This is a genomic window from Pedobacter folensis (genome assembly GCF_056490665.1).
Genome location: NZ_JBWJIF010000002.1, coordinates 407,576 through 434,114, shown reverse-complemented (window position 1 = coordinate 434,114; position 26,539 = coordinate 407,576). Strand labels below are relative to the sequence as shown.

The 26,539-nt window shown below is 38.8% G+C and carries 16 protein-coding genes; all 16 read right to left on the bottom strand.

Annotated features, from left to right (window positions below):
• Positions 1-139: 139 nt before the first annotated feature.
• The 16 genes from AC04QZ_RS10435 to AC04QZ_RS10360 all read right to left on the bottom strand — a co-directional run bounded on the left by AC04QZ_RS10435 (position 140) and on the right by AC04QZ_RS10360 (position 26,522).
• Positions 140-1,648 carry a RagB/SusD family nutrient uptake outer membrane protein gene (locus AC04QZ_RS10435; RefSeq protein WP_478357720.1) on the bottom strand — a complete coding sequence of 503 codons (1,509 nt, stop codon included), beginning with the start codon at positions 1,646-1,648 and terminating at the stop codon, positions 140-142.
• Between the two features lie 11 nt (positions 1,649-1,659).
• A complete protein-coding gene (locus AC04QZ_RS10430) occupies positions 1,660-4,836 on the bottom strand; it encodes a SusC/RagA family TonB-linked outer membrane protein (RefSeq protein ID WP_478357719.1) in 3,177 nt (1,058 codons plus the stop codon).
• Positions 4,837-5,126: 290 nt separating this feature from the next.
• Positions 5,127-5,993, bottom strand: coding sequence for a helix-turn-helix transcriptional regulator (locus tag AC04QZ_RS10425; protein WP_478357718.1), 867 nt, complete (start codon positions 5,991-5,993; stop codon positions 5,127-5,129).
• A 4-nt stretch (positions 5,994-5,997) separates the two neighbouring features.
• The gene (locus tag AC04QZ_RS10420; RefSeq protein ID WP_086548494.1) at positions 5,998-6,363 is read right to left on the bottom strand and encodes a VOC family protein; all 366 of its coding nucleotides are present in this window, start codon (positions 6,361-6,363) and stop codon (positions 5,998-6,000) included.
• A 105-nt stretch (positions 6,364-6,468) separates the two neighbouring features.
• A complete protein-coding gene (locus AC04QZ_RS10415) occupies positions 6,469-7,095 on the bottom strand; it encodes a response regulator (RefSeq protein WP_086548493.1) in 627 nt (208 codons plus the stop codon).
• 35 nt (positions 7,096-7,130) lie between these two features.
• Entirely contained in the window at positions 7,131-9,995 is a 2,865-nt protein-coding gene (locus AC04QZ_RS10410; protein WP_478357717.1) for a ligand-binding sensor domain-containing protein, read from the bottom strand.
• 110 nt (positions 9,996-10,105) lie between these two features.
• Positions 10,106-12,475, bottom strand: coding sequence for a phosphocholine-specific phospholipase C (locus tag AC04QZ_RS10405; RefSeq protein ID WP_478357716.1), 2,370 nt, complete (start codon positions 12,473-12,475; stop codon positions 10,106-10,108).
• A gap of 161 nt (positions 12,476-12,636) precedes the next feature.
• The gene (locus AC04QZ_RS10400; RefSeq protein ID WP_478357715.1) at positions 12,637-14,142 is read right to left on the bottom strand and encodes a glycerophosphodiester phosphodiesterase family protein; all 1,506 of its coding nucleotides are present in this window, start codon (positions 14,140-14,142) and stop codon (positions 12,637-12,639) included.
• Positions 14,143-14,362: 220 nt separating this feature from the next.
• A complete protein-coding gene (locus AC04QZ_RS10395) occupies positions 14,363-15,496 on the bottom strand; it encodes a thioredoxin family protein (RefSeq protein WP_478357714.1) in 1,134 nt (377 codons plus the stop codon).
• Positions 15,497-15,500: 4 nt separating this feature from the next.
• Entirely contained in the window at positions 15,501-17,027 is a 1,527-nt protein-coding gene (locus tag AC04QZ_RS10390; RefSeq protein ID WP_478357713.1) for a retropepsin-like aspartic protease, read from the bottom strand.
• On the bottom strand, positions 17,017-18,198 hold the full coding sequence (locus tag AC04QZ_RS10385) for a TlpA family protein disulfide reductase (protein WP_478357712.1): 1,182 nt from the start codon (positions 18,196-18,198) through the stop codon (positions 17,017-17,019). Before AC04QZ_RS10385 ends, AC04QZ_RS10390 begins: the two co-directional genes overlap by 11 nt.
• 54 nt (positions 18,199-18,252) lie before the next feature.
• Positions 18,253-19,635, bottom strand: coding sequence for a TlpA family protein disulfide reductase (locus AC04QZ_RS10380; protein WP_478357711.1), 1,383 nt, complete (start codon positions 19,633-19,635; stop codon positions 18,253-18,255).
• A gap of 30 nt (positions 19,636-19,665) precedes the next feature.
• On the bottom strand, positions 19,666-21,189 hold the full coding sequence (locus AC04QZ_RS10375) for a PKD-like family lipoprotein (protein WP_478357710.1): 1,524 nt from the start codon (positions 21,187-21,189) through the stop codon (positions 19,666-19,668).
• A 20-nt stretch (positions 21,190-21,209) separates the two neighbouring features.
• Positions 21,210-21,971: a DUF4843 domain-containing protein gene (locus AC04QZ_RS10370; protein ID WP_478357709.1), complete on the bottom strand. Its 762-nt coding sequence runs from the start codon at positions 21,969-21,971 to the stop codon at positions 21,210-21,212.
• A gap of 15 nt (positions 21,972-21,986) precedes the next feature.
• On the bottom strand, positions 21,987-23,420 hold the full coding sequence (locus AC04QZ_RS10365) for a RagB/SusD family nutrient uptake outer membrane protein (RefSeq protein ID WP_478357708.1): 1,434 nt from the start codon (positions 23,418-23,420) through the stop codon (positions 21,987-21,989).
• Between the two features lie 9 nt (positions 23,421-23,429).
• A complete protein-coding gene (locus AC04QZ_RS10360; RefSeq protein ID WP_478357707.1) occupies positions 23,430-26,522 on the bottom strand; it encodes a SusC/RagA family TonB-linked outer membrane protein in 3,093 nt (1,030 codons plus the stop codon).
• Between the last annotated feature and the right edge of the window lie 17 nt (positions 26,523-26,539).

The following is a 26,539-nucleotide window of genomic DNA, read 5'->3' as shown; positions in this document are numbered from 1 at the left end:
ATATCGGCTGGAATAAAGAAAAATAATATGCCGATAACACCGTAATGCTGAGGTAACTAAAATGTGATAAAAAGAAAAGGTTATGTTATCATTTGCTTAATTAAACGATAACATAACCTCTCTTCGGGGCTTTAAATGATTACGGATTTTGCTGTCCGGCCAGGCCAGAATTCGCTTCCATTTCTGCCCGTGGGATTAAAAACTGCCATTTAACATCTCCGGCAGGTATGGTTAAGGTTCCTGCAACAGAAGCCGAAACATAGTTTGGAACAACCGTTCTATCCAGCGGCAGGTTTAAGCGTTTTAAATCTAACCACCTGTGGCCTTCTCCCCAAAGCTCAATTCTTCTGTTAAAAAGAATCTCATTGATTAAGGCCTGTCCTGTATTTACCGAGATTACCGCAGCCGGGTCTCTCTGTTTAACCAGGTTAAATAAAACCGTTCTGGCCGCAGCCTCGCTTCCAGGCGTTTTTGCATAAGCTTCGGCTAAAATCAGGTACATTTCTGAAGTCCGCATTAAAGGCACATCGCCTAAAGACGGGCCGCCTACTTCTTTAACCGAAAACTTGCGGCTCATATAAGGTTGACGGGCAAAATTTGTAGCAGGCAATGGGAAATTTACTGTAGTTGGCACAGGTTCCCACATCTTTTTCCGAACGTCAGTAGCTGATATCTGATCGTATAATGCCGAATTAATCCTTTTTGGATTTCCACGCATAAAGCTTGTATTTGCATTGTAAGCAATCTGCGCAAAATATGACCCGAATGTATCACCCTGATCTAATGTTGGCATAGAAGCCCATATAAATTCGCCTAAAGCCGCGTTATTAAAGCCCGCCTGATAATCGGTAACCGACAATAGCGGGTATTGGTTGGCATCTACAATGTCTTTAGCATATTTAATGGCGTTTGGATAATCCTGCATCACCAGGGCTACCCTTGCTCTAATGCCTTTTGCTACCGTAGCACCTGCGTGGGTTTTATTCGAAGCGGCGGCATTAAGTGCAATTGCTGTTTCTAAGTCGCTAACAATTGCTGCATAAACACTTTCCACTGTTGCCCGTGGTTTATTGGTATCGGTTGAGGCCAATAAAAGAGGCACACCAAGCTGGTTGTTTGGTTTCGCTGCTGCATCATAGCGTTTACCATAAAGCTGTACTAAACCAAAATACGCGTAACCTCTTAAAGTTAGGGCTTCTGCTTTAACGATGTTTTTATCAGCTGCTGCGCCAGAGGCCTGATCGATGTTATCGATGATGTAATTCACATTTCCGATAATCCGGTAATAGGTACGGTACATATAGGTTAACAAGGTGCTGTTATCGGTACGATGACTAATCCACGATCCCCCATCAGAAGTATACCAGTTTGATGAGGATATACCAATATCTTCACCCATAAAGTCCATGTAAAGCATAATACCACCTACACCGGGCTTGTTTTGCTGCGCATTATCTGGTACGGTGGTAGAACGCTCAAACATATAGCGGTAAACACCATTTAATGCATTTTTTGCATTTGCGGCAGAGGTAAACAGCGCTGAATTATCAACCTGATCTGTCGGTTTTGTATCGAGATAATCTTTTTTACAGGCCGTAATACTCAATAGACTGAAACCTGCAAAAAGTAAATATTTTTTATATTTCATGATTGTATCTTTTATAGTGAAACATTGATTCCGAAACTAATCATCCGCGAAGGCACGTAATTAGTTGTATTTAAACCCGTAAACGATTCGGTCGGATCCATTCCTTTGCGTTTAGATATTAAGCCCAGGTTTTCGCCTGCTGCAAATACCCTAACATTGCTTAATGTTGCGCCTTTAATCCAGCTTTGTGGTAAAGTATAGGATAGATTTATGTTACGGAAAGCAATATAAGAGGCATCGACCAACCAGCGGCTTGATATCCCATTAAACTGGGCTGAGCGTCCAATATCCAATCGTGGTATATCGGTAACCTGGCCAGGTGTCATCCACGAGTTTAATACATCAACATGCAGCGCCGAACCATAGGTGGTGGCCATCAAGCCCTGGTAATTCTGATCAAAGAATTTACCTCCGATCTGGTAAGTGATCAGGAAGGATAAACCAAAGTTTTTATAGTTAAACGTATTGGTAACCGACCCATATAAATCTGGAATAGCCGTGCCCGAATAATCAGAACGTGCATTATTAATATCGGTGGTTAAAACACGGCCATTTACCGTGCGCAGATTGGTTGTTACACCAGCATTAGGCTCAAATAAAGCCGAACCATCTGCCGGATCTACTCCTGCCCATTGGCGCAGATAATAAGCATAAATGTCGCGCCCCACTTCAAGTCTTTTCGTTCCACTGGTTACGGTTGGCGTTTCTGCCGGCATTTTGGTGATTTTATTTTTTAACCAGGACCAATTACTTAATATGTTCCAGTTGAAGTTTTCAGATTTTAAAATATCGCCGCTTAATTGCAAATCGATTCCGGTATTGTACATAGAACCAATATTGCGACGGATAGAAGTGATTGGATCAGACAGTGGCTGAGGTACCGCAAACAATAAATTTGATGAACCACGTTTAAAATACTCGATCTCACCTCTCAGGCGGTTTTTAAACAAACCAAAGGCTATCCCGGTATTAAAAGTATTTACCGATTCCCATTTTAACTCGGGCGTTGCAGCGGTGGCCAATAACAAGCCTGGCTCGCTACCATTGTTCCAGCCTAACTCGTAAAAAGCCTGGTAATTGTAGTAAAGGCTGTTGTGCTCGAAAAGGTTTGCATCAATTAAATTATCATTTCCTACTTCACCATACGAAGCCTTCAGGCGTAAATCACTAATCCAATCGATGTTTTTCATGAAATCTTCTTTGTTAATTGCCCACGATGCACCTGCAGAGAAAAATGTTCCCCATCTTGATTCTGAAGACAAGCGCGAAGTACCATCACGACGGATAGAGGCATCTACAAAGTATTTTTCCAAATAGTTATAACCTACTTTACCGAAATAAGATTCTACCCGATAAGTATCTTTATATCCTCCGGCATCACTAGGGGTTACAAAATTCGGGAATTCTGTATTTCCATCTAAAATCTGGCTTTGTTTGGTTGCACTTAACCTGCGCCAATCGTAATCGTAGTTTTCATGTCCGGCCAAAGCATTTACACTATGATTGCCAAATGTTTTGCTGTACGATAAAACCTGGTTAAAGGTATAACTCTGTGTTGGCGTGCTCCGCTTGGTAGATGAACCACCAACGGTACTGCCATCGCCCACAACCGGGTTTCGATATTCGCTGCTATAGGCATTAATAAAATCGATACTAAAGGTTGGTTTAAAAGTAAAATCTTTTAAAAATTTAATCTCGGCATATGCTCTACCGTTAAGGGCAAGCCTACGACTCTGTACATCGTTTAGCAAAGTTTCGTAAATTACATTTCGACCAGCTAAAGCACCTTGTGGTCTGTTAACAGAACCAGGATGTCCTCCGTAGTCATACCATTGCTCGCCAGTGGCGGTTAAAACCGGATTGCCATTGGCATCATAAGCATGTACTGGATAAATGGGGCCAATAGTTCTGGCAAAATTGAAAACATTCACAAAAGCCGTGGCACTACCTGTTGAAGCATCCTGTGCTAAATTTCCGTTCGACAAACTTCCCGACAGGTTTACCCCTGTTTTTAACCAAGGTCGTAATTGAGTATTGGCATTAACACGAACATTAAATCTTTCGAAGTCAGTCTTAATTAAATAACCATTATCCTTCAGGTAATTCATAGAGAAATAATAGTCGGTTTTTTCATTTTTAGCACTCGAGTTCACATTAAACTCAGTACGTTTTCCAACGCGAGAAGACTGCTTAAACCAATCGAAGTCATCATAACGCAACTGTGCATTAGGATTCAATTTGCCATCCACACCTACAATCTGATTGTTTGGCACATTAAACGGATTATAGATCAATTGCCCCTGAATGGTATTGGAAGCTTGTGTAGCCGCAGCCGACTCGCTTATACCAGTTCCAGTTGCCGGATATACCAGGCTGTTTTTTAAAGCCTGCCACATTAGGGGGTAATAATCTGAAGCACCTATTCTATCATACTCGGGTATTCCTCTTTTAGAAAAGCCCTGATTATAGGTTGCGTTTAATGTTGGTGTACCGGATTTACCTTTTTTTGTAGTAATGATCACCACGCCATTTGCTGCCCTCGAACCATAAAGTGCTGATGAGGATGCATCTTTTAACAAAGAAATACTTTCAATATCGTTGGCGTTAATGTCGCCAAGCTCACCATCATAAACAGAACCATCTAATACAAAAAGAGGGCTATTCGATGCCGATATAGAACCAAATCCACGGATACGGATGGCCGAACTACTGCCTGGCTGGCCGTTTCCGGAGGTCGTTACCACGCCCGGCGCAACGCCCGACAGCACATTGGTAACATTCGTAATAATCCGGTTATCTAATTGCTTAGCGTTTAAAGTAGCCACAGAGCCTGTAATGGCTTCTTTCTTGCTTGTTCCATAGGCTACCACAATTACATCCTGCAGGTTTTTAGAAGAGGAAACCATGCGGATATTTAACGTTTCGCCAGTTATTTTTACTTCCTGCTCGGTATAACCAACATAGCTTAGCACTAAACTCTGTGCATTGGCTGGTACCGAAATCGAAAAGGTTCCTTGCCCCGTGGTTTGGGTCAGTTGTGCGGTCCCTTTTATTTTTATAGATACGCCTGGCAATGGTAAGCCATCATCCGCATCAACCACTTTTCCGGTAATTGTTCTATTTTGCGCTAAAGCGTTTAAATAAGACAAAACCGTCACCATTAAAATCAATAGTAATTTTTGTTTCATGTCTGGGAATAAATAGTTAGTAATTAATTAGTTCTGTAGGTTCTTAGCAGATGTGCACGAAACCAAATCAATAAGCAATTTAGGCGCTGTGAAAATCCAAAAATGTGCGAAAATCACCATTCTGGACAGAAGGAGGCTTTAAACGCAAAAAAGCAAACCCCAATCCTGGCAGTTTGCTTTTTAATCATTATTAACCTAAACAGGAAAAAACTTCTACAAATTGTCCTGCAAGAGCTTCAAAAATAGTTTCATCCTAACATTCTAAATATGCAGAAATCACTATTTATACTTTAGTTCAACCTACTCTTTCTATATTTTAGCGGGGTAATATTGAACGTGTGTTTAAATAACCTGATGAATGAACTTGGGCATTCAAATCCTACTAAACCTACTATCTCATTTAAGGAATAAGTGGTGGTTTGTAATAGTTTTTTAGCCCGGTTTAATCTTAAATGCACTAAAAACTGGTATGGGCTAATTTCATATGCTTCTTTAAAGGTTCTTAGCAAATGGTTAACCGATAAACATGCCTGTTCGGCAATATTTTCTAATGTTATATTTTGATTATAATTACTACTAATGTATTCTTTAGCCAGTGTTAATCTTTTTAAAACCTCTTCGCGGGTTTTTGTTTTGATAAAGCTGAGTTTATCCAATTTCTGAGCCACCTCTTTATCATAAATTTTATAATAGTTTAAAAGGCAATGGTACAGATACTCATTAATCAGCATTTCGTCTTTTAAACCTTTATCGAGCTGGCTTTTTAAGTGCAGTACATTAAAGCGCATATCGCCAGAAAACGGATAAAGCGATTCGATAAACGGAGGAGTTTCCCGGGCTTCTTTTCCGGCAAGTAAACTTTCGTTGCTGTTTGAAAAAGTATGATGAAAATCTTTAATAAAATTTTCGCCAAAGGAAACCGAAAATGTATTTACAGGACTTATTGAATCGATTTTGCTGCTAAAATTTGTACCGGCGTTTACCACGGCAAAAGTATCGGGATAAATGCTAAACTTACGTTTGTTAATTTCGCAGTCTTCGGTGCCGTTAAAAACAAATTTAATGGTATAAGCATCATTCTGCTGCTCGTAAAGCGCCTCACAGGTGCTTTCGCTTATAATTTTATTCCTATTGCTTAATTCTTTTACGTACCTCATAACATTAATCCTCATTATAGTTACGCTGCTCCAATATGATGAAATGATTACCATAAGGATCAGAAAATTCGATACTTAAACCCTCACTTAAGTAAGCCGGTCTATTTTTAAAAACAACCCCTCTCGATTTTAGCCTGCAATAATCTTCTAAACAATCATCACTGCTTAATACAATTTTATTGGTCTGGTTTTGATGCTTCCGTTCTGAAAGGAAAATATTGGTCTCATGATCTGCCTTTACCATGATTCCTTTTTCCTGCTCAGAAATCATTGTCGATTCTGTAGGCATGCCCAAACAGTTGGCATAGAATGCATCTGCATCATTTAGCTGCGTTACTTGCACATAAAAGAATTTTGCAGATTGGTTCATTGCCTTGTTTAATTGTATGATGTAAAATTAAACTGAAATTGAACCCAAAGGATCACCCAAAAAGGGTGATTTTCGCATTATTTTTTAGCAGGAAATGGGTATAGATTAAATAAAGCGCTTTTCTTTGGCTGTTTTAATCGCTTCTGATTTTGAATTTACATCGAGTTTGATGTAAATATTTTTCACATGGCTCCTTACGGTTTCCTGGTCGATAAAGAGATCATTGGCGATTTGAGATTTTGTTTGCCCGTTTGCAATCCGATCTAATATTTCGGTTTCGCGTTTAGTTAAAGGAGAATTGAGGTTTTTCTGAAAAGAATGCATAACAATGCGCGCTACATTGGTACTCATAGCACCTCCTCCGGTACTCACCTCTCTTACTGCATCTATAATTTTTGAGGCACTCGAATTTTTAGTGAGATAACCGCCGGCACCCATGGTCAGGGCTTCGAAAACCAATTCGGGCGAATCGAAAACAGTAAGGATAATAATATTTGCAGTAGGTAAGGTTTTTTTGATAAAAGGCAAAGCCTGCAGTCCATTGGTACCAGGCATCTGGATATCAAGCAAAATCACATCAGGATGATCGGCCTCTAAGTGTTTCCTGGCCAAATCGTACGAAGCATAAGCATTTACGACTACAAAATCGTCTACATCGCTTAATAACGATTCATAACCCATTCTTAAAATATCGTCGTCTTCGATTAGAACAATTCGTAAATTCTGGCTCATTTTTGTGGTTGGTTTTAATTAAGACGCTTTTAGTGCTATTTTGTAACAGGAATTCTGGTAGAAATTGTGGTAGTGGTACCTTTACCCTTAACAGATGAAATCTGGAAGGTCGATTTTATACGTTTGCAACGTGTTTGAATATTGTTTAGTCCTCTTCCTTTTTGTACCGTTTCAATATCAAAACCCGCTCCGTCATCTGTTGTCAGGATGTTTACCGTATCATGATCAGTTTCAATAACCATAATCAACACCTGGCTTGCTTTAGCATGCTTTAATACATTATTCAGCATTTCCTTAAAAATTAACGTGAGGTTTCGGTTAAACTCCATCGATAGGTGTAGTTTTTGGTATTTACTTAACACCCCTTCCATTTTAAATGTAACGCCTGTATTTTGAAAAAGGTCTACACCAAAATTTTTAATATGCATCAATATTTCAAATAGATTATCGCTATGTGGATCTAATGCCCAAAGGATATCTTTAGTTCCGGTATACAAAAGGCCGGCATTCTCTCTGATTAAGCGGATCAGTTCTTTTTGCTCTTTTTCAGCTCCGGATACCTTTTTATCCAAAATTTCTGACAAAACATTAATCCTGGTTAATTTATTGCCAATATCATCATGAAAATCCTCGGCAGTTTGTTTTCTTATTTTTTCCTGTTCTTTTAGCTTTAACTTCTCGAACTGGTGTTTTTTACGCTCTCTTGTTTTAAAAATCAGGTAAAAAATAAGCCAGATCAGAAATATAAGCACCAAAAACGCGATGATTTTAAATATAACGGTATCATAATATGGCGGCACAATGGTAAAACTAAACTGCTCTATATTTGATTGCTGACCATTTGCAATGGCATAAACCTGGAAGGTATAACTTCCCGGCCTTATGGCCGAATATTCGATTTCCGTATTGGGTACAGGTTTACTGAAATCGTTATCTACTCCAACCAGTTTATAGCGATAAAGTACGCTTTCGGGATTGGTGAGATAAACCCCTTTAAAACTTATCGAAATGTGGTTTTGACTGTAGTTCAGTTTATAAAATTTATGCCCTATTTTGCTTAGGTCTATTGAAATATCTTTTGCACGATCATTTTTATGAAAAACACTTACCTGTTGAATATGGATAAAAGGGTTCTTTTTGTTCTCAGTAGTCGGATTGGTTTTACATTGAATGAGTCCGTTTATAGTGCCCACCAATATGCTGTTTTTGTAATTGATAATGGCATTTTGGTTACACTCCACAATTAGTGGGTGATCTCTAAACACTTCATAACCTTGTTGCTGTTTGTTAAAAGTTAGTTTGTTGATCCCCCGCCCTGTTCCGGCCCACAAATTATTTTTCTTATCGGTTGCCAGGCTATAAATATCATTTGAGTTTAGTCCATCGGCAACAACATAGCGCTTAATGGCTTTGGTTTTTAAATTCCAGGTAATAATCCCATCACCGAGCGTGGCAAAAATTAAATTATCATGATGTTTTATAATGCTCAGTACGTAAACATTGCTGAGCGATTTGATGTGAAATGTTTTATCTATTTTTTTGTTTTTGATGAGCGTAATGCCATTTGAGGTACCAAGAAATACGCTATCCTTGGTCAAAGGGTAAATACAAGATAAATAGCCATCAAACCCACTGATTCGTTCGGTTTTCCCATCCTTTAAATAAGTAGTCCACATGAGTCCGTTTATCCAGATTCCACCTTCCTCGTCTTCAGCTATCGCGCTGTTATCAAATCGCTCTGGCTTTAATACCTGGCTAAATTTCTGTCCGTCGTATTTCCAAATACCCTGGCCATAGGTAGAAAACCAAACGTTTTTTGCTCTATCTGCATAAACGAAGTAGATTTTTTTATCCTTAAAAGCGGGGATATCGACATTTTGTACATCTTTACCATCGTACTTAAAAACACCCTTGTTAAAAGTGCCAAACCAGAGGTTGTCGTTTTTATCGGCTGCTATTCCGCTTATTGGATAAGCCAGGTTCTTGCCTTTAAACCTGTTGTACCTGATGAAAGCATCGCCTTCATATTTGTAAATACCATCACTAAAACAAGATATCCAGATATTATTTTCGGCATCACTAAATATTTCATTTACCTGGTTATCACTTAATCCATTTTCTCCGTTAAAATTAATGACTGCCCCGCTTTTATTGATGAAGTAAGCCCCCTTTTCAGAACCTACCCACATATTTCCACGATGATCCTGCGCGATGGAATAATAGGTATCAATACCTGCTTTTTTAAAAAATGGTTTAACTATTCCATTCTCCAGTACATAAATTCCACTACGGTAGGTTAAGAGATAAATTTTGTTCTTTACCGTTTTATCAAATAAGATCTTCCGGATCAATAAAGTATTGATGGCTGGCGGTAACTCCTGGTAGATTGCCCAATTGTTATTTTTTAATTGATAAATCCCGCTTCCTGATACTACAGCATATAGGTTTCCAGAACTGTCGCTGTTTATGGTATGGATATTTTTATCGGCGATGGAATAAGAAACAATTTTATCCTTTACAATTTTGAAAAGTTTATGTTCACTTATTCCCCAAATAACACCCTCTTTGTCTTTAAGCAAATGGCTTACTCCTTTACCAGAAAACAGGGTGCTTATTTTTCCGCGCTTCAGAATGCTAATGCCCGTTTCGGTGCCAAAAAGTACCTGACCCTGGTTATCTTCTGCGATGCAGTTTACGGAGTTCGATCCTAATCCATCAGCTTTGCTATACGAGGTAAATTGCCTGCCGTCAAAATTACTTACCCCGCCGAAAGTGCCAAGCCAGAGCGTCCTGTCTTTTGCCTGAAAAATTACCATTACCTGCGATTGAGGCAAGCCATCCTTCAGGCTATAATTGGTAAAATTATAGCTTTGGGCCGATAGCTTCAGGCTAAAAAGCAAAATGAAAGAAACTATGAGATTTATCTTGATTATAGACAGTTTACTGCACATGTAATACAAAATAAGCATAATTTCTTTCAAAAGCCATCCCCCTTTTTGGGGGATATTTTTTATGCGTTGCCCATGTATGGGTCGGTTTGGGTAATTTCTCCGGTTTCTATTTTACCGGCATAACGGTGTTTAAAGGTAATATTACCAGTCTGTACAATACTGAAGTCGTACCAGTTCGCGTTTTTAGCCAGATTAAATGAAATATTGCTACTCGATTTAGGCTTAATTGTTACCGTTTTAATCCCCGATTTGTATTTATTATCTACAATTTGGAGTGTAACTAAAGCGGCACCTTTGTTCTCTATAGCGAAAACCAGGGTACCTGTTAATTTTTTGGACACCAAACCTCCTTGCTCCGGATATGCTTTTACCACAATGGAAGGATTTTTTTTGCTGCCTGCAAAATGTCTGTAAAAACCATTAGGACCACTTACTGTCAGGTCATAAGCCTCGTTATCAAAATCATCCAGTTTAATGCTGTCTTTTAACACATCACCGGCCTTCACTGCATAAGCCCATGTTTTGCCCACAACACCTTTAAATTTGGCAATGGTATTCATGTTGAAAGGCGCACCAACCGTTTCTGTTTCACTACCGAACAAGGTTTTTGCCGATTGAAAAGTAAGTGCGATTTCATTATTAACCAGATTGGCATCAACCATTAAATGATAAGGTAAGGCACAGGCGTGTTTTGTTCCGTTTTCCTGTTTAGGTGCATGGTTAGATGTTTCAGGAGAAAAGGATTCGAATTTATTTATTTTTGCAACATCGGTTTTATTAAGTGCGGTAGGCCCAACCTGTGCGGGTTTATTTTTAGCATTACCGATATTGGTTACCACAACATCACGTTTTAATGATTCCGGAGATTTAATTTCCTCTCCGTTATATGGTCTAAACACCGAGGTTAAATCACCACAGATATTTCTTCGCCAATCACTAATGTTATTGCTTTTAATGGCTTTACCTGTTTTTTTAGCCAGCCATTTCTCCATAAACATTAATGATGAGGTATGGTCGAAAACCTGCGAATTTACAAAACCACCCTTGCTCCACGGTGAGGCAATAACCAATGGAACCCGATAGCCCAAGCCGATCGGACTTCCTTTTCTTGCTTCAAAATCGGTAGCATAGTTTATGCCTTCAGATACTTTTCCGCTGGTTGAATCATCAGGGTTTGGCACTACGAAAGGGGGCTGATGATCGAAGTAACCATCATTTTCATCGTAGGTTAAAACAAAAATTGTTTTTTTCCAAACCTCCGGGTTTTTAGTTAAGATATCCAGGGCTTCGCTCACATACCAGGTTCCGTACAATGGTGAGCTGGTGTGATCAGAAAAACGCTGAGGCGCAACCAGCCACGAAACCGTTGGTAATTTTCCGCTGTCTACGTCTTTTCTAAACTGGTGAAAAATATCGCCCTTAGGCACATTAATGGTTTCAGACTTACCCTGGTCATTTTTAAAGGTAAACGGTTCAAGATCGAGATAATCTTTTTGAGAAATGTTCGTAGTAAATGCTTTATCTACTAAGTTTTTTTCCTTTTGAGATAATTTATCGTATTTCTCCTGAACCTCTTTTGCGGTTAATGCTGGTTTAACGGTATTATCGCCATTTTTTCTAAAGTAGGCCGATAATTTAACATTGTGCCTGCTGATGTACTCAACCGGATTATCACCATAATTACCCAACCAATCATCTATTTCACCTTCCGGGAGTTTGGAGGTCCACAATTCGTTTTGGTAAATGCGCCAATCGATACCATTATCTTCTAATGTTTCCTGAAAGGTTGGCCAATCTACGAATACATTATTTTGCGATTCGGCCTGATCGTTATTCACCACTGCAACCCGGTTGGCGCTTTTTTCTCCGCGAACGGTTCCTGTAAAAAAGAACAGTCTGTTTGGTGTTGTTCCGGTTAACGATGAGCAAAAATGCTGATCGCAAATGGTAAAAGCATCGGCCATGGCATAATAGAACGGAATATCATTCCGATCATAATAAGCTAGTGTCATGGGTGTTTTAACGGGCAGCCATTTATCGTAACGGCCACCATTTCGTGCCGCAACCTGGTCATTCCACGAATGGGGTAAACCACCTTGCCAGGTGATTTTCGTTTTGTTAATGTCGACATGAAAGGGTGCATAGGTATATCCCTGACCATCTTTTTGTAACCAAACTTTGTTTCCATCAGGTTGAATGTGTGGGTGGGGATCATTAAATCCGCGAACACCTTTCATTTTACCGAACATATGGTCGAACGACCTGTTTTCCTGCATCAGGAAAACGATATGCTCTGCGTCGTAAAATGTACTACCCGGTTCAGGGTTAATCGACATGGCTTTTAGCACCGAACTGGGCAAGGTATTGGCCATACCAGTGGCTCCGGCAAACAAGGCCGCTTTTTTTAGAAATTCTCTACGTGAGTCCATAAATTATACAATATAGCTTAGATACCGCAAGTTATAGTTTTCAGTTAGCATTTTTCAGTTGACAGTTAAATTTATAGCTCAAGTTAGTCCGAAGTCCTTAGTCAATTTAACTAAGCACCATGACTGATCAAACTATAAACCATCATCTATCTCCTCTTCCATTACTTCTGAAATACCCTCACATAATCCACCTTCATTGTTGCAGGGAAAATAGATTCGTCTACGCCTTTTTGTCCACCCCAACCGCCACCTACGGCTACATTTAAAATAATGTGGAAGTTTTGATCGAATGGCCAGTCGCCGGATCCTTTTTTGGTGTTCTTAAACGTGAGGTATTTTTGGTTATCAATAAAGAAATCGATCCGATCGGCAAACCATTCTACCGCATAAATATGATATTCGGTATAAGGATGATCAACCTTTAAAGCCTTCCCAACCTGCGTTTTGATTATATGGTTAAACTTTTCGGTATGTACCGTTCCATGAACACTATCCGGATCATAACCCACATGTTCCATAATATCAATTTCACCGCTTTTTGGCCAGCCACCATATTTCCAATCGGTTGGTAAAGCCCATATTGCAGGCCATAAGCCTCTGCCTTTGGGTAACATAGCGCGGACTTCTACCCTTCCATATTTAAAATCGAATTTATTTTTCGTGACTAATCTGGCCGAAGTATAATGGTTGTTTTCCTTATCTGCTTTTACAGCAGTAATATTCAGATTCCCTTTTTTTACAACGGCATTCGTACTGTCGGCATCGGTATAATATTGAAGTTCGTTATTGCCCCAACCCTTTCCGCCAACATCATAACTCCAGTTTTTTGTTAAAGGTAATCCGGCATCGTTAAATTCATCAGCCCACTTCAGTTTCCAGCCTGTTGCAACTGGTGTTTTTTTAAGTTCTTCGAAAGTTAATTCTGGCTCATTGGTGGTAATGTAATCAACCTGGTGTGCCAAAAGCCATTGAATTTCGGGAACTGTATTTACCGTCCAGGCGTTTACCGTTAATCCTAATTTGTGGGCATTTTCGATCCACCCATCTTTTTGGTAAACGCTAAAATGATAGTCAACACCGGTTAATTTATCGGCTTTCATTTGTTCGGCACTGATTTCACCTTTTAAATAAGCCACTTTTGCTTTCGGCATTAATGCTAAAATGCGTTTGCAATAATCGTAGTCGAAACTGATGTACTCTGTCCACTCCACTACCCCGAGTTTCTGAACCATTTCAACACATTTATTGGTCACCTCAATTCCCCGGTCTTTGCTGATTAACGAAGGTTTGATCTCTAAAATCAGTTTAGTGGTTCTTTGCTTTTTACCCGCCAATAAATAGGCTTCGAGTGTTGGGATCTTTTCGCCATTACTCATCGTTTTGGTCAATAAATCAGCATAATTTACTTTTTCGATAACCAAACCCTGAAATTCAGGATCGTGATTAATGACCAAAACATTGTCTGCGGTCATCCATACATCGAATTCCGAACCATAACAACCCAACTTTACTGCTTCGTTTAAAGAGGCTATCGAATTTTGAGGGAAATTATTTTTCTTCCATGCGCCACGGTGGGCAATTACCTGGTTTTTATTCCAGTTAAATTTTTGAGCAAATGAGGCAGTAAAAATGAACAACATTAGTGCAGAAATAAATACTCGTTTCATATTTTGGTTTTATGATGATTGATCTGAAAATCATGATTGTCCCATCTCCATTGAAAATAATTTTATGGGATGAAAGATCAAAAGTAGATTTTTAGCCCGAATACAAAATAAAGTTAATGTAACCATTATATGAACAAAAACAAAAAGCTTACCCATCCAGATAAGCTTTTCGATCATTAACTATTTAACATGCACCCCTTCTACAAGGTGTAATTCTTATTTATTCAGAACCGGTTTCATTAACGGATTCTGTTTTCATTTTATACTTACTGGCATAGGTAGCAGCCATTTTCATAAATCTGTTATAAGCGGCTTCGTCCTGCGCGCGTTTATTTACCGCCGCAGCTGTTTTCATAAACTCAAGACCACTATCATCTGTAACAATGGCATCAGCCCATTTACAAAAGAGCTTCACCACTTCCGGAGTAAAACCGTTTTTAACCAATAATGTGCTATAAAGCGCATTGAAGTGATATTGGTATAAAACAGGATTTTTTATAGCGAATTTCAGAAAACCTACGGTATCTTTTTTCATCGCCAGGAAGTATTTATTTCCCAAAGTTTGCAGGCATATTTTCCATGTTTTTTCTGTGAAATATTTTTTCTGCCCCCCTAAAAAGTCTTCAAAAGCAGCATCATTCAAATTTGTTTTTAGTGCTTTAGCCAACTTGAGGTTTAAGCCATAATCGATCACAGGCTGCAATACATCGGCTCCATAAAGCGATACAAAACCATTGTAATCAGCAAAGATGGTTTCAATAGCCTTTTCGTCTGCCGATCTGGTAACCAGATAAGGCAACAAGGCATTTTCGGCTTTAAAGTTTTTTAAAGTATCGCTATAGGTTGCTAAGATAGCTGGAGTTATTCCCTTCCGGGTTTTACAGAATTCTACATAAAACGAGGGATATTTTTTCTCGTCATACTGTGTAGAAAAACCAGCTAAAAACTGCTGTTGATTTGCTTTTTGACGTGCATCGGTAAACAGGGCGAGCAAATTCCCCGGATCTTTATAGCCCGATGATGAGCTGATTAATTTCCCGTCACTGTTTAACACCAGGAAAGTAGGGAAGCCATTTAAAATGTGCTGCACTTTTAAAGTATCGCCAAGTTTATCCTTAAAGATGTCTACTTTGAGCATCAGGAAATTTTTATTCATTTCGGCTTTAACCAGCTCGTTTGGAAAAACATTTTCGTCCATTTGAGCACATGGGATGCAGCCAGTGAAATAGCAATCAACAAAAATGAGTTTGTTTTCTTTTTTGGCTTGTTTCAATACACTGTTTAAGGATTGATTTTGTGCCAGACAGCCTATGACAGCGAACATCAGGCAAATGGTATGGATTATTTTTTTCATAAATCTATTTTTTAGTTATTGAAATATTTTGTTTCACTCTATTGACGGTATAGACCATTTTGAAGATTTTACCTGAGGGAGCGGCCAAAACCGAAAGCATTTTCTTGCTGTCTTTAAGCAAAACTGGCGCTGCAATGCCGTCAATACTTTCAATTATCTGTCCTGCTTTTATCGTTTCGCTTTCTACCGGAGCAACTACACTTAACAGCTTTAATTTTCCATCCTGATCGAAGCCGAATAAATAGGCGCCCAAAACAAAATCGTTTGGAAAGTTAATGGTATGGTTAGGCACAAAATGGATTTCCTTTTTCTGCAGGTTAATGGTGAAGTTGTAACGCCCAATGGTCCTGATGCCAATTGATCCATCAAAACCCGGATTCCAGTTTTCGCTTTGCCCTCCGCCTGCCATCAGGGTAACCGGAAAATCGGTTAGCTTAGGCATATTTGAAAAAGAAAACGATGCTGCCCGGCCACTGTAGGTCGGTGTGCTGATACCCATACTGGTTGTGGTACCATTATATTCGGGTTTAAAACCACTTACCAATAGTTTATTCTTTTTAACAAATGGCCTGAAACAAATCAGGTTGTAAGATGCACCGGTATCGAAAACAAATTCACCGCTATGAGCTTGTCCGGGCATTACACTAACCTCGCCGGGGATAATAAACAACCCGGCAGGCACGGTAACCGGCACAGAAGTTCCTTGATCCTGATATTCATAATCGCCGAAATTGTAGAGCGAAAGTTCTTTTTTATCAAAATCTACCTTGGTGATGTAGTTTTTGGCAATGCTGTTTCCAATAATCCCGTCAGTTCCTTTGTGCATTTCGGGGAAAATGGCAAAACTTTGGTTTTTTAGCTTAAAAGTATCGAGCTGAATGGTATTTCCTTCTGAAACCGATATCTGCATATTGCCCCCTACAACGGAGGTGTTCTGCTGTCGGCTAGCTTTTATGCCCACAGAATCGGCAAGGGCTTTGGTAATGGCCATTCCATCAGCGCCGGTATCGAAAAGCAATTTTAATGGTCTTTGGTTATTGTTTACCTTAACCGTTAAGATGATAGCGCCATTGTACACTTCGAAAGGGATTTTAGCAACCAATACCGATTTTTTATACCGGTTCATACCATAGAGTTGATCGAAAATATCAGTGTAAAGGATTTTATACTGCGCATCGGTATAAATGGAACTTTCTTTACCTGCTTTTCCTTTGTTAAACGGTATCACGGTAAGCTGAACATTTCCGTTCTGTTTTACCTCGTTTTTCAATTGAAGCGAATCGCAGGCGTAACGTTCCAATATCGCTTTTAACATTCTATCGGTCGATGGTCTGGAGTAAGCGGCAATAGAAAAATTGCGACTTAAGTTTTCCATTATGGGATCGATAGATTTTTGAGCGAACATTTTGTTCATGCTTTCGATTATCGTTTTCGCATTTTGTGCCTGCACGTTTAGCGCTGATACCAAGACGCCCAAAAACAGTATTGCTTTAATTTTCATTTTATCTGAGTAGGTGGATTTAAAATCCATAAATTTTTTCGAGGGCCAGGTCAATATCATCAGTAGCACTCGAGGTAATACGGAGTATTATTTTACCCTCGCTGCTGAGCAGGATCTTGGTTGGAAAAGCCATAATGTTATAGTCTTTTACCAGATTCTGCTTATCCATATCCTCATTATTAAGTACATTGATGTAAGGTAATGCATCCTCTGCGATGGCTTTAAGCCAAAGCCCTCTTGCTTCTTCAAGATTCTTTTTCTGCTCCTGCGCAATGGCTATAATTTCAAAACCTTTAGATTGATATTTTGCATATAATGCCTTTAGATGTGGATTACTGGCCCGGCAAGGCCCGCACCAGCTGCCCCAAAAATCGAGCAGTACAGTCTTTCCCTTAAAATCAGCCAAATTGATGATTTTACCGTGATTATCGGTTTTCTGAAAACCAATGGCATCCGATCCTTCAGGTGTAGTACTTATTTTTTTGATGTATGTCTTGATTCTCTCTGCAATAGGATGGTTTTTATATTTGGATGATAAACTGTTCCACGTGGAAATAAAATCGCCAGCGGTATACAGGTTTTGCATTCGGGTTAATAAAAATACAGAAGCAAAGGCGTCCGGATGGTTTTTAACAAAGTCGCGCTTTACGTTAACCAACTTTCTGTTAATTGCGGTAGCCTCAGTACTAAGTGCCTTTGATTGCGCCGCATTAGTGTTTTTTTCTCCATTAAAAAGCAACTGCATAATTTCATAATTACGCATTTCTTCCTTTTTTACCAGCTGTTTATAGTTGTCAAACACATTGTTTTCTTCATCTCCACTTACTTTAGCAAACTGAACTAATAAGGCATCGCCAGTTATTTTAATCCCTTTATCAAAAACAAACAGATCGAGTACGGGCGATGGATTCGAAACGGTTTTGTCCTTGCTTGTAGCGTTTACTCCCCTTAATATCGAAACGTCAAACCGTGCGATAGCCGGCCTTTGCAAGCGGGGCACCTTTAAAGAAAAAATATCGTTAATGGCATTTGCTCTGTAACTTCTCGATACACCAGCATCATCAGCAAAAGAAATCCAAACCGATTTATTTCCCAGGCCTTTAAGCTGCCCGCTAATTTGTATACTATCATTCTGGCAATAGGCTTTGGGTAAAAAAAAGAGCAAAAGCGTAGCCAGCAATAGTTTTTTTATTGTTATCATAGAAGTTAGAAAATGTAAAAAGCTTTGCCGCCGATATAGCGGCAAAGCAATGACCTAATTGGCCAAAGTTTTTTGCAATAATGCTTTTAACTCTGGCTGAGAAGGGCGTGGTGAATCAACGGTTACAATTTTGCCCTGTTTATCGAAAACCAAAAAACGGGGAATGGTATTAATTTTATAATATTTAGAAAACTCATTAGCTGGTCCGCCGGCAAAAAGCTGTAAGCCGCCTAAATTTTCATCTTTGATCATTTTAAGCCACTTTTCTTTATCCTTTTCTGCATCAGTAGATAAACTGATAATCTGTACATCTGTCCCTTTCATCTCCTCTTCTAACTTCTTTAGAAATGGAATTTCAGCCTTGCAGGGTCCGCACCAGGTTGCCCAGGTATCAACCAACACCACTTTTCCTTTAAAATCTTTCATGCTATGCATTTTACCATTGTTATCTGCATAAGAAAATTCGTAAGCATCGGTACCTGGTTTATAGGTTAACAAAGGGTTCATTATGTTGCTGCTTCGCTCTTTTTGTGCTTTGGTAATCACGTATTTATCATATTTTGCCATTAAGGTTTGATAATCACCTATTGTTTTATAACTGGCAGCATTTTCTAAAGCCAAATCACCCTTTAAAGTATCATTTGGAAGATAAGAAGCAAAAATATCCACGCCCTCTACCCCTCTTTTATAGGCTTTGCCATCCTGACGCATATTTACACTGATGATGCCTGAAAGGGTGCGGTAACCCCATGGGTAATTGTACACCTTGTCGGTTGTTTTTGCAAAATCTACTGCTTTTAAACTGCTGTAAAAATTGCTGTACTCTTCAACCGAAGGATGTGCTGAACGCGGTGTATTTAAAAAGTTAGTTGCATAGCTAGCCAGATCTAAAGCCATGATATCTTTAATCTGTTTATCAAATTTTGCATTACCTGTGCTTTTTCCGTTTAAGAAAGTTTTGCTCTTCGCTACAATTTCTTCTTGCTCAGGAAAATAATCGACAAAAGTACTTTGCACTTTCATAAAGTTGATGGCTTTCTGCTCAAGCGGGAAAGTAAGATCGTGCCATTGGGTAAGTACTGTGTTTTCTTTAGAGTTTAATTTACCCGTTAGCACATAGCTCGAATCCAATAGACTTACGGATAACTGCTCACCACCCTTGAAATAGAATTTATAGTTATCGTTCGGGCTTCCTTCATTTCCTGTGCCGATTACATATAAACCTTCATACTCGGGATAGAACAAAAAGCCAAACTGGCCATTTGCACTCGGGCTAGCATTCGCAATTTCTATGCTCTTTCCGTATTTTACCTTAAACAGTTTAACGGCTGATGATCTTTTCTTTTTTAAAAGACCTTTTACTTCAACTGGCGCCTGTGCCATTGCAGTAAGTGTAGTGATGCACAAAAGTGCACTCAATAATGTTTTAATTTTCATTGGTTTAATTTGTATGTTGAAGAATTTTGATTAACGTTCTCTGTAAGTAAGGCTTTTCACTTTTCCGAAGCCAGAAAAACTTTTAGCCAAAACTAAATCGCCCATAACCGGTGGTACTACGTAGGTATTAATGCTTCCGTTGGAACCCTCCGGCAATGCCGGATTGTAAAAAGCAACCATCAAATTATTGGTATCTTTATATTTGGTCGTATTCTTAAAATCGTAAAACTGGATAAGTGAGATCTTCTTGTTGCCTAAATCAACAACTTGTTTTGTTGTTTTCAAAGACATATCGTACTCGTAAACTTTACCTCCAATACTGTAAAGAATATATCCTAACGCGGGGCTCACTGCATAAAACTCTGCGTTGGCAAAATTGGTAGCCGTAATCTCATCATAATAGCTTTGTACAAGCGAGGCACTGTTAAACCTGGCCAAGTATCTTTTAGTCGAATTTGGATCTTTTAAAACACTAAAAACTTCGCCACCATTGTAAGGTACCCAGGCCATATACAATAAATCCATTCCGGTACTGAAACTGAATTTTCTTTGGGGTATGTCTGGGTCAGGTAAAGTAGTACAGGTAGAATTCGATCCCGTATGTTTTACAAAACGTCGGTTTGTTTTATCATAAAAAATGGCATGTGCAGTAGCTGAAGTATTTTTGTCTCCGCCAATAAATGGTGCCACTTTAAATTCTTTCTGTTCAGCTGCGATGTAGCTAATTGGAGAAGAAAAGTAAATATTTTGAACTCGCTCATAATAGTATGCTCCCTCTTTTCCGATCATGTATGCTGTGCTGCTTCCTCTTTGTTGAATTACATCAGCATAAAAACCAGCGGTTGTACTGCCAAACATTTCGTAAGTTAGGTTCATCGTTGGTGTCCATTTAAACGTATTGGGCTCCACCTTAGTTGTAAACTGATCTGTTCCCAGGTATATCCCGAAGCTTATTTTATCTGGTCCGATTAAGAGCCCGGTATTGTAATTGTAAACCATAACAGGTTTTCCAGAAAGTTTAAGTTCTGATCCGGTACTGGCTAGTAAATCGTTAATTACGTCGAAACTTCCTGTTGTGTTAAGCGATAGCATATCAACCCTGGCCTGGTTGTTCACATCGCACATTAACATCCAGCCCTCATTAATTTCATTAACAACTTTTAATATAAAACCAACTTTGTATTTAACGCCACTGGCCTTATCTGTTATGGCATAATATGCTTGGTAAGAACCCGCTACGACACGCATTACCTGCTCTAAGTTGCGATTTTGATCTAAAATAAAGAGTTTGGTTCCGCCTAAACCATTTGGCCCGATATAACTCCATTCATAAGTATATTTAGATTCATCAAAGTTTGGATCAAGGCTAAACTTAGTAACCGGCTTAATAGAAATCGATTTGCCATAAGTGGCCACAACTTCGCTGGGTAAATCAGTAATGGTTTCTAATTTATTAATCTCATTGTAATCATAATTTCCCAGGTCTTTTTTACAAGCACCCATAGTCATGATTAATAGCACAATAAAAAGGCAATTGTATTGTTTAAGTTTCATTTTATTTCCTTCTAAAATTATTATTGAACAGATGGACCCATTATCATTATACTTCCATCATCTTCCAGAATGATATTACCCAGCAATTTTTGATCATTAAGATACCTTTGCATATATTTTGCATAAGCAACCATTTCTGCAATGGATACAGAGGTATCTAAATAGGCAGGGTCCACATCGAGTATCGATACCATAAGAAATAACTTTTTCCGGGTAAACGTACCCATGTAAGTATCCAACCATCTAGCTGGCCGTTTAATAATATCGTTTACATACCACCTGTAATTAACATATGATATTTTTTTTCCTGTGGTTTGATTGGTAACCTTGTTATTCATCGCCGTTACAAAATTCTCGTTATCCAGCAAATCGAAGCTCAATAAGAATGTGTTCGTTTGCATATCCGTTTTTCTCAAAAATTTTATCTTTACGGTATCCTTTAACTGGTCTTTTTTAATGGAAAAAGATTTATTCAAAATTTCAAAGTGCAGCCCTTCTTTAGCAGTAGAAGAAGCATTAACACTTAATTGGTATGGTCTATCTTTTGAAGATTTTGCACCGGTAGTGCTGATTACCATATTCAATACTGAATCTTGCGATTTAGCCAGACTGAAAGAAACAACTGTTGAATCTTTAATTACCTCCCCTGAAAACAGCGGTAATCTGGCGGCATCATTAAAATATATTGCGTCTTTAGAATCGTAGGTATTGAGTGGCTTTTCACAAGAAAGCATAATCATAGTAATAGCAATTGCTATGATTGGTATGATATTTCTTTTCATATTTATAAAGTCATGTTAACGATATTGAGATTCAGATAGCGGCAGCGGAATGGCATAGTTTACAGTAATATTGGATGTACTTGCGCCGTTTGGAATTGAGGTAACATTACGGCGCTTGTAGTAATAAAAAAGCTGACCTTCGCCGTAAAACTCCTTCTGGTATTCTTTCTGTAATTCTGTATTAATATTTACCGTGGTGGCTAGGTTGGTAAGTCCTCGGTTAAATCGAACAACATTTAAATAGTTATTAATCCCGTCTGCAGCATTTGGTTCTGACTCTGCAGCGATATAATATAATTCGCTGATTTTGATGAGGGGAATTGTAAACCGGAATAGTTTATTCTTATCGACCACATCAGCATATTTTAAAAATGTTTTGTATGGTTTAAGCCCGTTTGAGGGTGCCTGCCAGTTTAAATTATACCGATAATCATTCTCATTATTTTCGAATACAGCTGTAAGCCTTGCAGGAAGTGGCGCTAAAATATTTGGATCTGTATTGGATGGATCAAAAATAGAAGTGTAGGTGTTGTACAGTTGTGTATTCAAAGCGCCAAATATCATTTCCGTAGAAAATATCCGGTCAGGGTTTATTTTTTCAGAAAGCGCATTGGTTACTGTTGTCCACGGAAAAAAGCTAGCCTTTTCAATTACTGATTTGGCCGCTGCCAATGCAGAAATCTTATCTCCCCTGTATAAAAATACCCTAGCCTGCAGGCCTTTTACCGCATAATAATTAAGGCGATAGTTTCTATTGTTTTTTAAGAAATCGGCCGTTTGGGTATTTGCCACTAAGTTGACTCCGGATGTAATAACCACATCACCTTTGAGCAACTCTTCTGCCTTCTTTAAATCAATTATAACCTTGTTCATAAATTCGTTTGCTGGCAATAATGGATTGATCGAGATTTTTGTCGCATCATAATAAGGCAAACTCTGTTTGGTAGAATCGACAGTGCTATACCGAGGACCGAATAAACGCAGTAAATCAAAGTGCAGGTAAGCCCTTATAGCTAAGGCTTCTCCCTTGTATATCGATTCGGTATTTTGATCGACAACACCTTTATACTTTTCCAGGTTCTCTATAAAGCTGTTTACGTTAAGGATACCTGCATAAGCATCAACCCAGGCGGCTTCTAATTTGGTAGTAGCTGGTACATCTGTATAAGCATAATTGGCTATTTTAGTCAGATTATGGGTAGATGGGATGTTGTAACGTTGTGCTAGTACTTCTGTGGTATTTAGTGTTAGGTTTGCGCCATATAAATTACTACCGGCCAACGATATGTAGATTCCGTTCAGAACAGATTCAATACCCTTCTTGGTAGAAAAAAGTTGCGTTTCCATTACTTTATCCTCTGGCTGCACCTGCAAAAATTTCTTACAGGCTCCAAGTGTAATCACCACGGCAAGAGAACATACTATTAGTTTGAAATAATTCGTTTTCATATCTGAAGATTAAAATGAGGCTTTAAGTGAAAAGGCCAATGTTCTGGCGTAAGGATAATCTGTTCCCCTTTCTCTCCTTACCGTTGATAGGTAGAAAAGATCGTTGGTTTGTAAGTTGAGGCTCAGGTTGGTCAATCCGGCACTTTTTAGCCATTTTGCCCCATCAAACATATACCCAAAATTTAACGACTCGCTGGTAAACGAGTTTTCTGTCTGAACAAATCTTGACGATTGCTGGGTAGTCGCTGTTTGTGAAATCCCTTTGAACTGTGCTACATCTCCAGGACTTTTCCAGCGGTCGTAAAGTGCCCTTTTATCCTGGTTTAAAGCTGCATCGGCAAATGAAATGTTTTCAACTTTGTTAAATAAGGCCCAATTGTAAATGTCGCCACCTAATTTATACCTGAAACTTGCTCCCAGGCTGAAATTTTTATACCGTAAATTGGTAGAAACTACACCTTCTACTATTGATACAGTATTACCTACGTTTGTAATATCTGCTACATTATAATCGAAGGTATACTGGCCATCTTTTGTCAGAAAAATTTCTCTACCTGTTGCAGGGTCAATTCCCAGTGATCTTACTGCCCAAATAGCCTCCGCACTGTTTCCATCGTTGTATCTGATTAATGAACTGATGCCTTCTTGTTTTTCCTGTTGCTTATTAAGTGTGTTTAAAGTATTGCCGAAACCACTATATCTGCTTTTATATGATGAACCGGTTACACCTATGCTCCACGTGAAACGTTTAGCCAAGTTATAAATCGGAAAGAAAGTTAGTTTGGTTTCCAAACCCTTATAGGTAAGTGCCCCAATATTGTAGGGAAAAGCAACGACACCGGTAGATGATGGTAAATCGACAGGAACAACCAATGGATCTGTTTTCTTATTGTATGCATTAACATAACCTGTAAAACGGTTATTGAATAAGGCAAAATCGATTGATGTGCTGATTTGTCGGGTTTTCTGAGCGGCTAGGTTAGGATTTCCCAATGTACTTAAAGTAACTCCCTGACCAAATTGATTGTAATTGGTATTCGTATTGTAATTATATATTGAAACAGAACTTGTATTACCATAATTCTGGTTACCGGTTATACCCATATTTGCTGTTAGCCTTAATGAGTTTATCCAGGCACTACCTTTTGCGAAGCTTTCGTTGTGTATATTCCAACCTAAACCAAAGGCGTAGTAAGGCGAAAACTGTTTATTGCTACCATACGCTGTTGATCCGTCCAATCTATATACCGCATCCGCTAAGTACCTGTTATCATAAGAATAGTTGGCGGATACTGTAGAATTTAGAGTTCTGTAAATACGGTTGCTTGCCGAAGGCGCCTCATCTAATTGATAGCTATAGGCAAAGCGGGGATTTCCTGAATTTCCGGCAGGGAAGCCCTCTGCAACACTGCCATAACTACTGTTATTTTCTTCCGAAACAGTATTTCTCCAGTTTGCGTTGATTACGTGTTTTGCAGCAATTACCGTGTGATAAACAAGCATTAAATTGGCTTGATAAGAAAAATTCTCCGCGCGGTAATCGGTATATTTACCTTTTCTTAAATTTGGTGTATTCAGAAATTCTGACATTTCAGACGACCTGTAATCTTTATTAACCGAAGTTCCCTTTGTAATTTGTAATCCACCGTTCAATCGGAAGGTTCTACTTAAGTCATAATTCAAATTCAAATTGTTTTGAACCTCAAAGCCCTTTTTTGTGCTGTATTGAGGTTGTGTCGCATCGAATAGCGGGTTGGTTACATAAAGTTCTGTTCCATTAGAAGTTCTTGAAACCTCTAAATATCTGTTTTCATTGCTCTTTTCAAAATAAGGATTGGCATTAACGAAGTTAGAAAACGATCCATATGGCGAATCGCTACTGGAATTTCCCCTTATATAGGTAATGTTGTTGATGTTAAATCTTGAAGTCCTATAGGTAAGGTTAATGGTACCACTGTAACTATCTCTTCCGGAACCCTTCATTGCACCTTTACCCGTTCTGTAATTCATTCCTAAATTATAAACAAAAGTATTGTCACCCCCAGATGCATTAATTGAATTATTGGTAGAATAGCCGGTTTGTATTGGCTCACTTAACCAATAGCTATCTACTCCCCTTTGTACATTGGCCAGGTGCGAATTGTAGAGTGCGTCTAAATAAATAAGTTGAGTAGGATTTGCCTCTGCAGTACTATATCTGCCTGATAGGCGTTCAAATTCCAGTTTTTCTGCCGCATTCATCATGTTGTAAGCAGAAAGATCTGGTAATTCTACCCGGAAATCCTGAACATAACTGAACCTCAATTCGCCGGGAACAGGCTTAACAGTCTCAATTACAATTACACCATTAGAAGCCTGTGCCCCATATAGCGCTGTTGATGCTGCATCTTTTAAAATGGTAACAGAAGCTACCCTGTTCATGTCAAGATCAACAATGGTTTGAAGTGTAGTTGGAAATCCATCTAAAATAAATAGCGGTTGATTGGGATCCTGCCCAAACTGATCTTTTAATGTGGTACTTGGAATACTGCTTTTACCACGAACCTCAATAACAGGTAAAACATTCGGATTTGAACCTGCTGCAACATTTTCCATCACCAGAAATGACGGGTCTACTGTTCTTAAACTTTGAATAATGTTGTTATTTCCAATCAATTTAAGGTCCTCACCCGAAAAAACTGCTGTTGTACCTGTAAAACTATCTTTTCTCCTATTAATCCCTGTACCTGTTACAACGACCTCTTTATCAAGCAAGGTATTACTTTCTCTTAGTTCAATAGAAAGCGAGAAAGTTCCTCCGTCTTTAACTTGGCCGGTAATGGTTTTTGTTTCGTAACCAATAAAATTGATGGTGAACTTGTATGAACCTGCCGCTAGTCTTGGAAAACTAAATACGCCGTTCTTATCTGATGAGGTTGTTGTTTTAGTCCCTGTTTGTACATTTTGAGCGATAACAGTTGCACCTACAATGGTTTCTTTTGCGTCTTTAATAACCCCTTTAACAGATGGCGTTTGTGCATAGGCGCTTAGCCCAAGATAAAGGCAAAGCAGTAGCAGTAAGACACGTTTTGGAACGTTCCTTTTAGTAAAAATTTTAATCATGAAGTTAGTTAGTTTGG

Excerpts from the sequence above, each read along its gene's own strand:
- AC04QZ_RS10430 (WP_478357719.1), bottom strand. The coding sequence starts at position 4,836 with ATGAAACAAAAATTACTATTGATTTTAATGGTGACGGTTTTGTCTTAT.
- AC04QZ_RS10375 (WP_478357710.1), bottom strand. The coding sequence starts at position 21,189 with ATGAAACTTAAACAATACAATTGCCTTTTTATTGTGCTATTAATCATG.
- AC04QZ_RS10415 (WP_086548493.1), bottom strand. The coding sequence starts at position 7,095 with ATGAGCCAGAATTTACGAATTGTTCTAATCGAAGACGACGATATTTTA.
- AC04QZ_RS10435 (WP_478357720.1), bottom strand. The coding sequence starts at position 1,648 with ATGAAATATAAAAAATATTTACTTTTTGCAGGTTTCAGTCTATTGAGT.
- AC04QZ_RS10390 (WP_478357713.1), bottom strand. The coding sequence starts at position 17,027 with ATGGATTTTAAATCCACCTACTCAGATAAAATGAAAATTAAAGCAATA.
- AC04QZ_RS10420 (WP_086548494.1), bottom strand. The coding sequence starts at position 6,363 with ATGAACCAATCTGCAAAATTCTTTTATGTGCAAGTAACGCAGCTAAAT.
- AC04QZ_RS10360 (WP_478357707.1), bottom strand. The coding sequence starts at position 26,522 with ATGATTAAAATTTTTACTAAAAGGAACGTTCCAAAACGTGTCTTACTG.
- AC04QZ_RS10385 (WP_478357712.1), bottom strand. The coding sequence starts at position 18,198 with ATGATAACAATAAAAAAACTATTGCTGGCTACGCTTTTGCTCTTTTTT.
- AC04QZ_RS10400 (WP_478357715.1), bottom strand. The coding sequence starts at position 14,142 with ATGAAACGAGTATTTATTTCTGCACTAATGTTGTTCATTTTTACTGCC.
- AC04QZ_RS10365 (WP_478357708.1), bottom strand. The coding sequence starts at position 23,420 with ATGAAAACGAATTATTTCAAACTAATAGTATGTTCTCTTGCCGTGGTG.
- AC04QZ_RS10425 (WP_478357718.1), bottom strand. The coding sequence starts at position 5,993 with ATGAGGTACGTAAAAGAATTAAGCAATAGGAATAAAATTATAAGCGAA.
- AC04QZ_RS10395 (WP_478357714.1), bottom strand. The coding sequence starts at position 15,496 with ATGAAAAAAATAATCCATACCATTTGCCTGATGTTCGCTGTCATAGGC.
- AC04QZ_RS10370 (WP_478357709.1), bottom strand. The coding sequence starts at position 21,971 with ATGAAAAGAAATATCATACCAATCATAGCAATTGCTATTACTATGATT.
- AC04QZ_RS10380 (WP_478357711.1), bottom strand. The coding sequence starts at position 19,635 with ATGAAAATTAAAACATTATTGAGTGCACTTTTGTGCATCACTACACTT.
- AC04QZ_RS10405 (WP_478357716.1), bottom strand. The coding sequence starts at position 12,475 with ATGGACTCACGTAGAGAATTTCTAAAAAAAGCGGCCTTGTTTGCCGGA.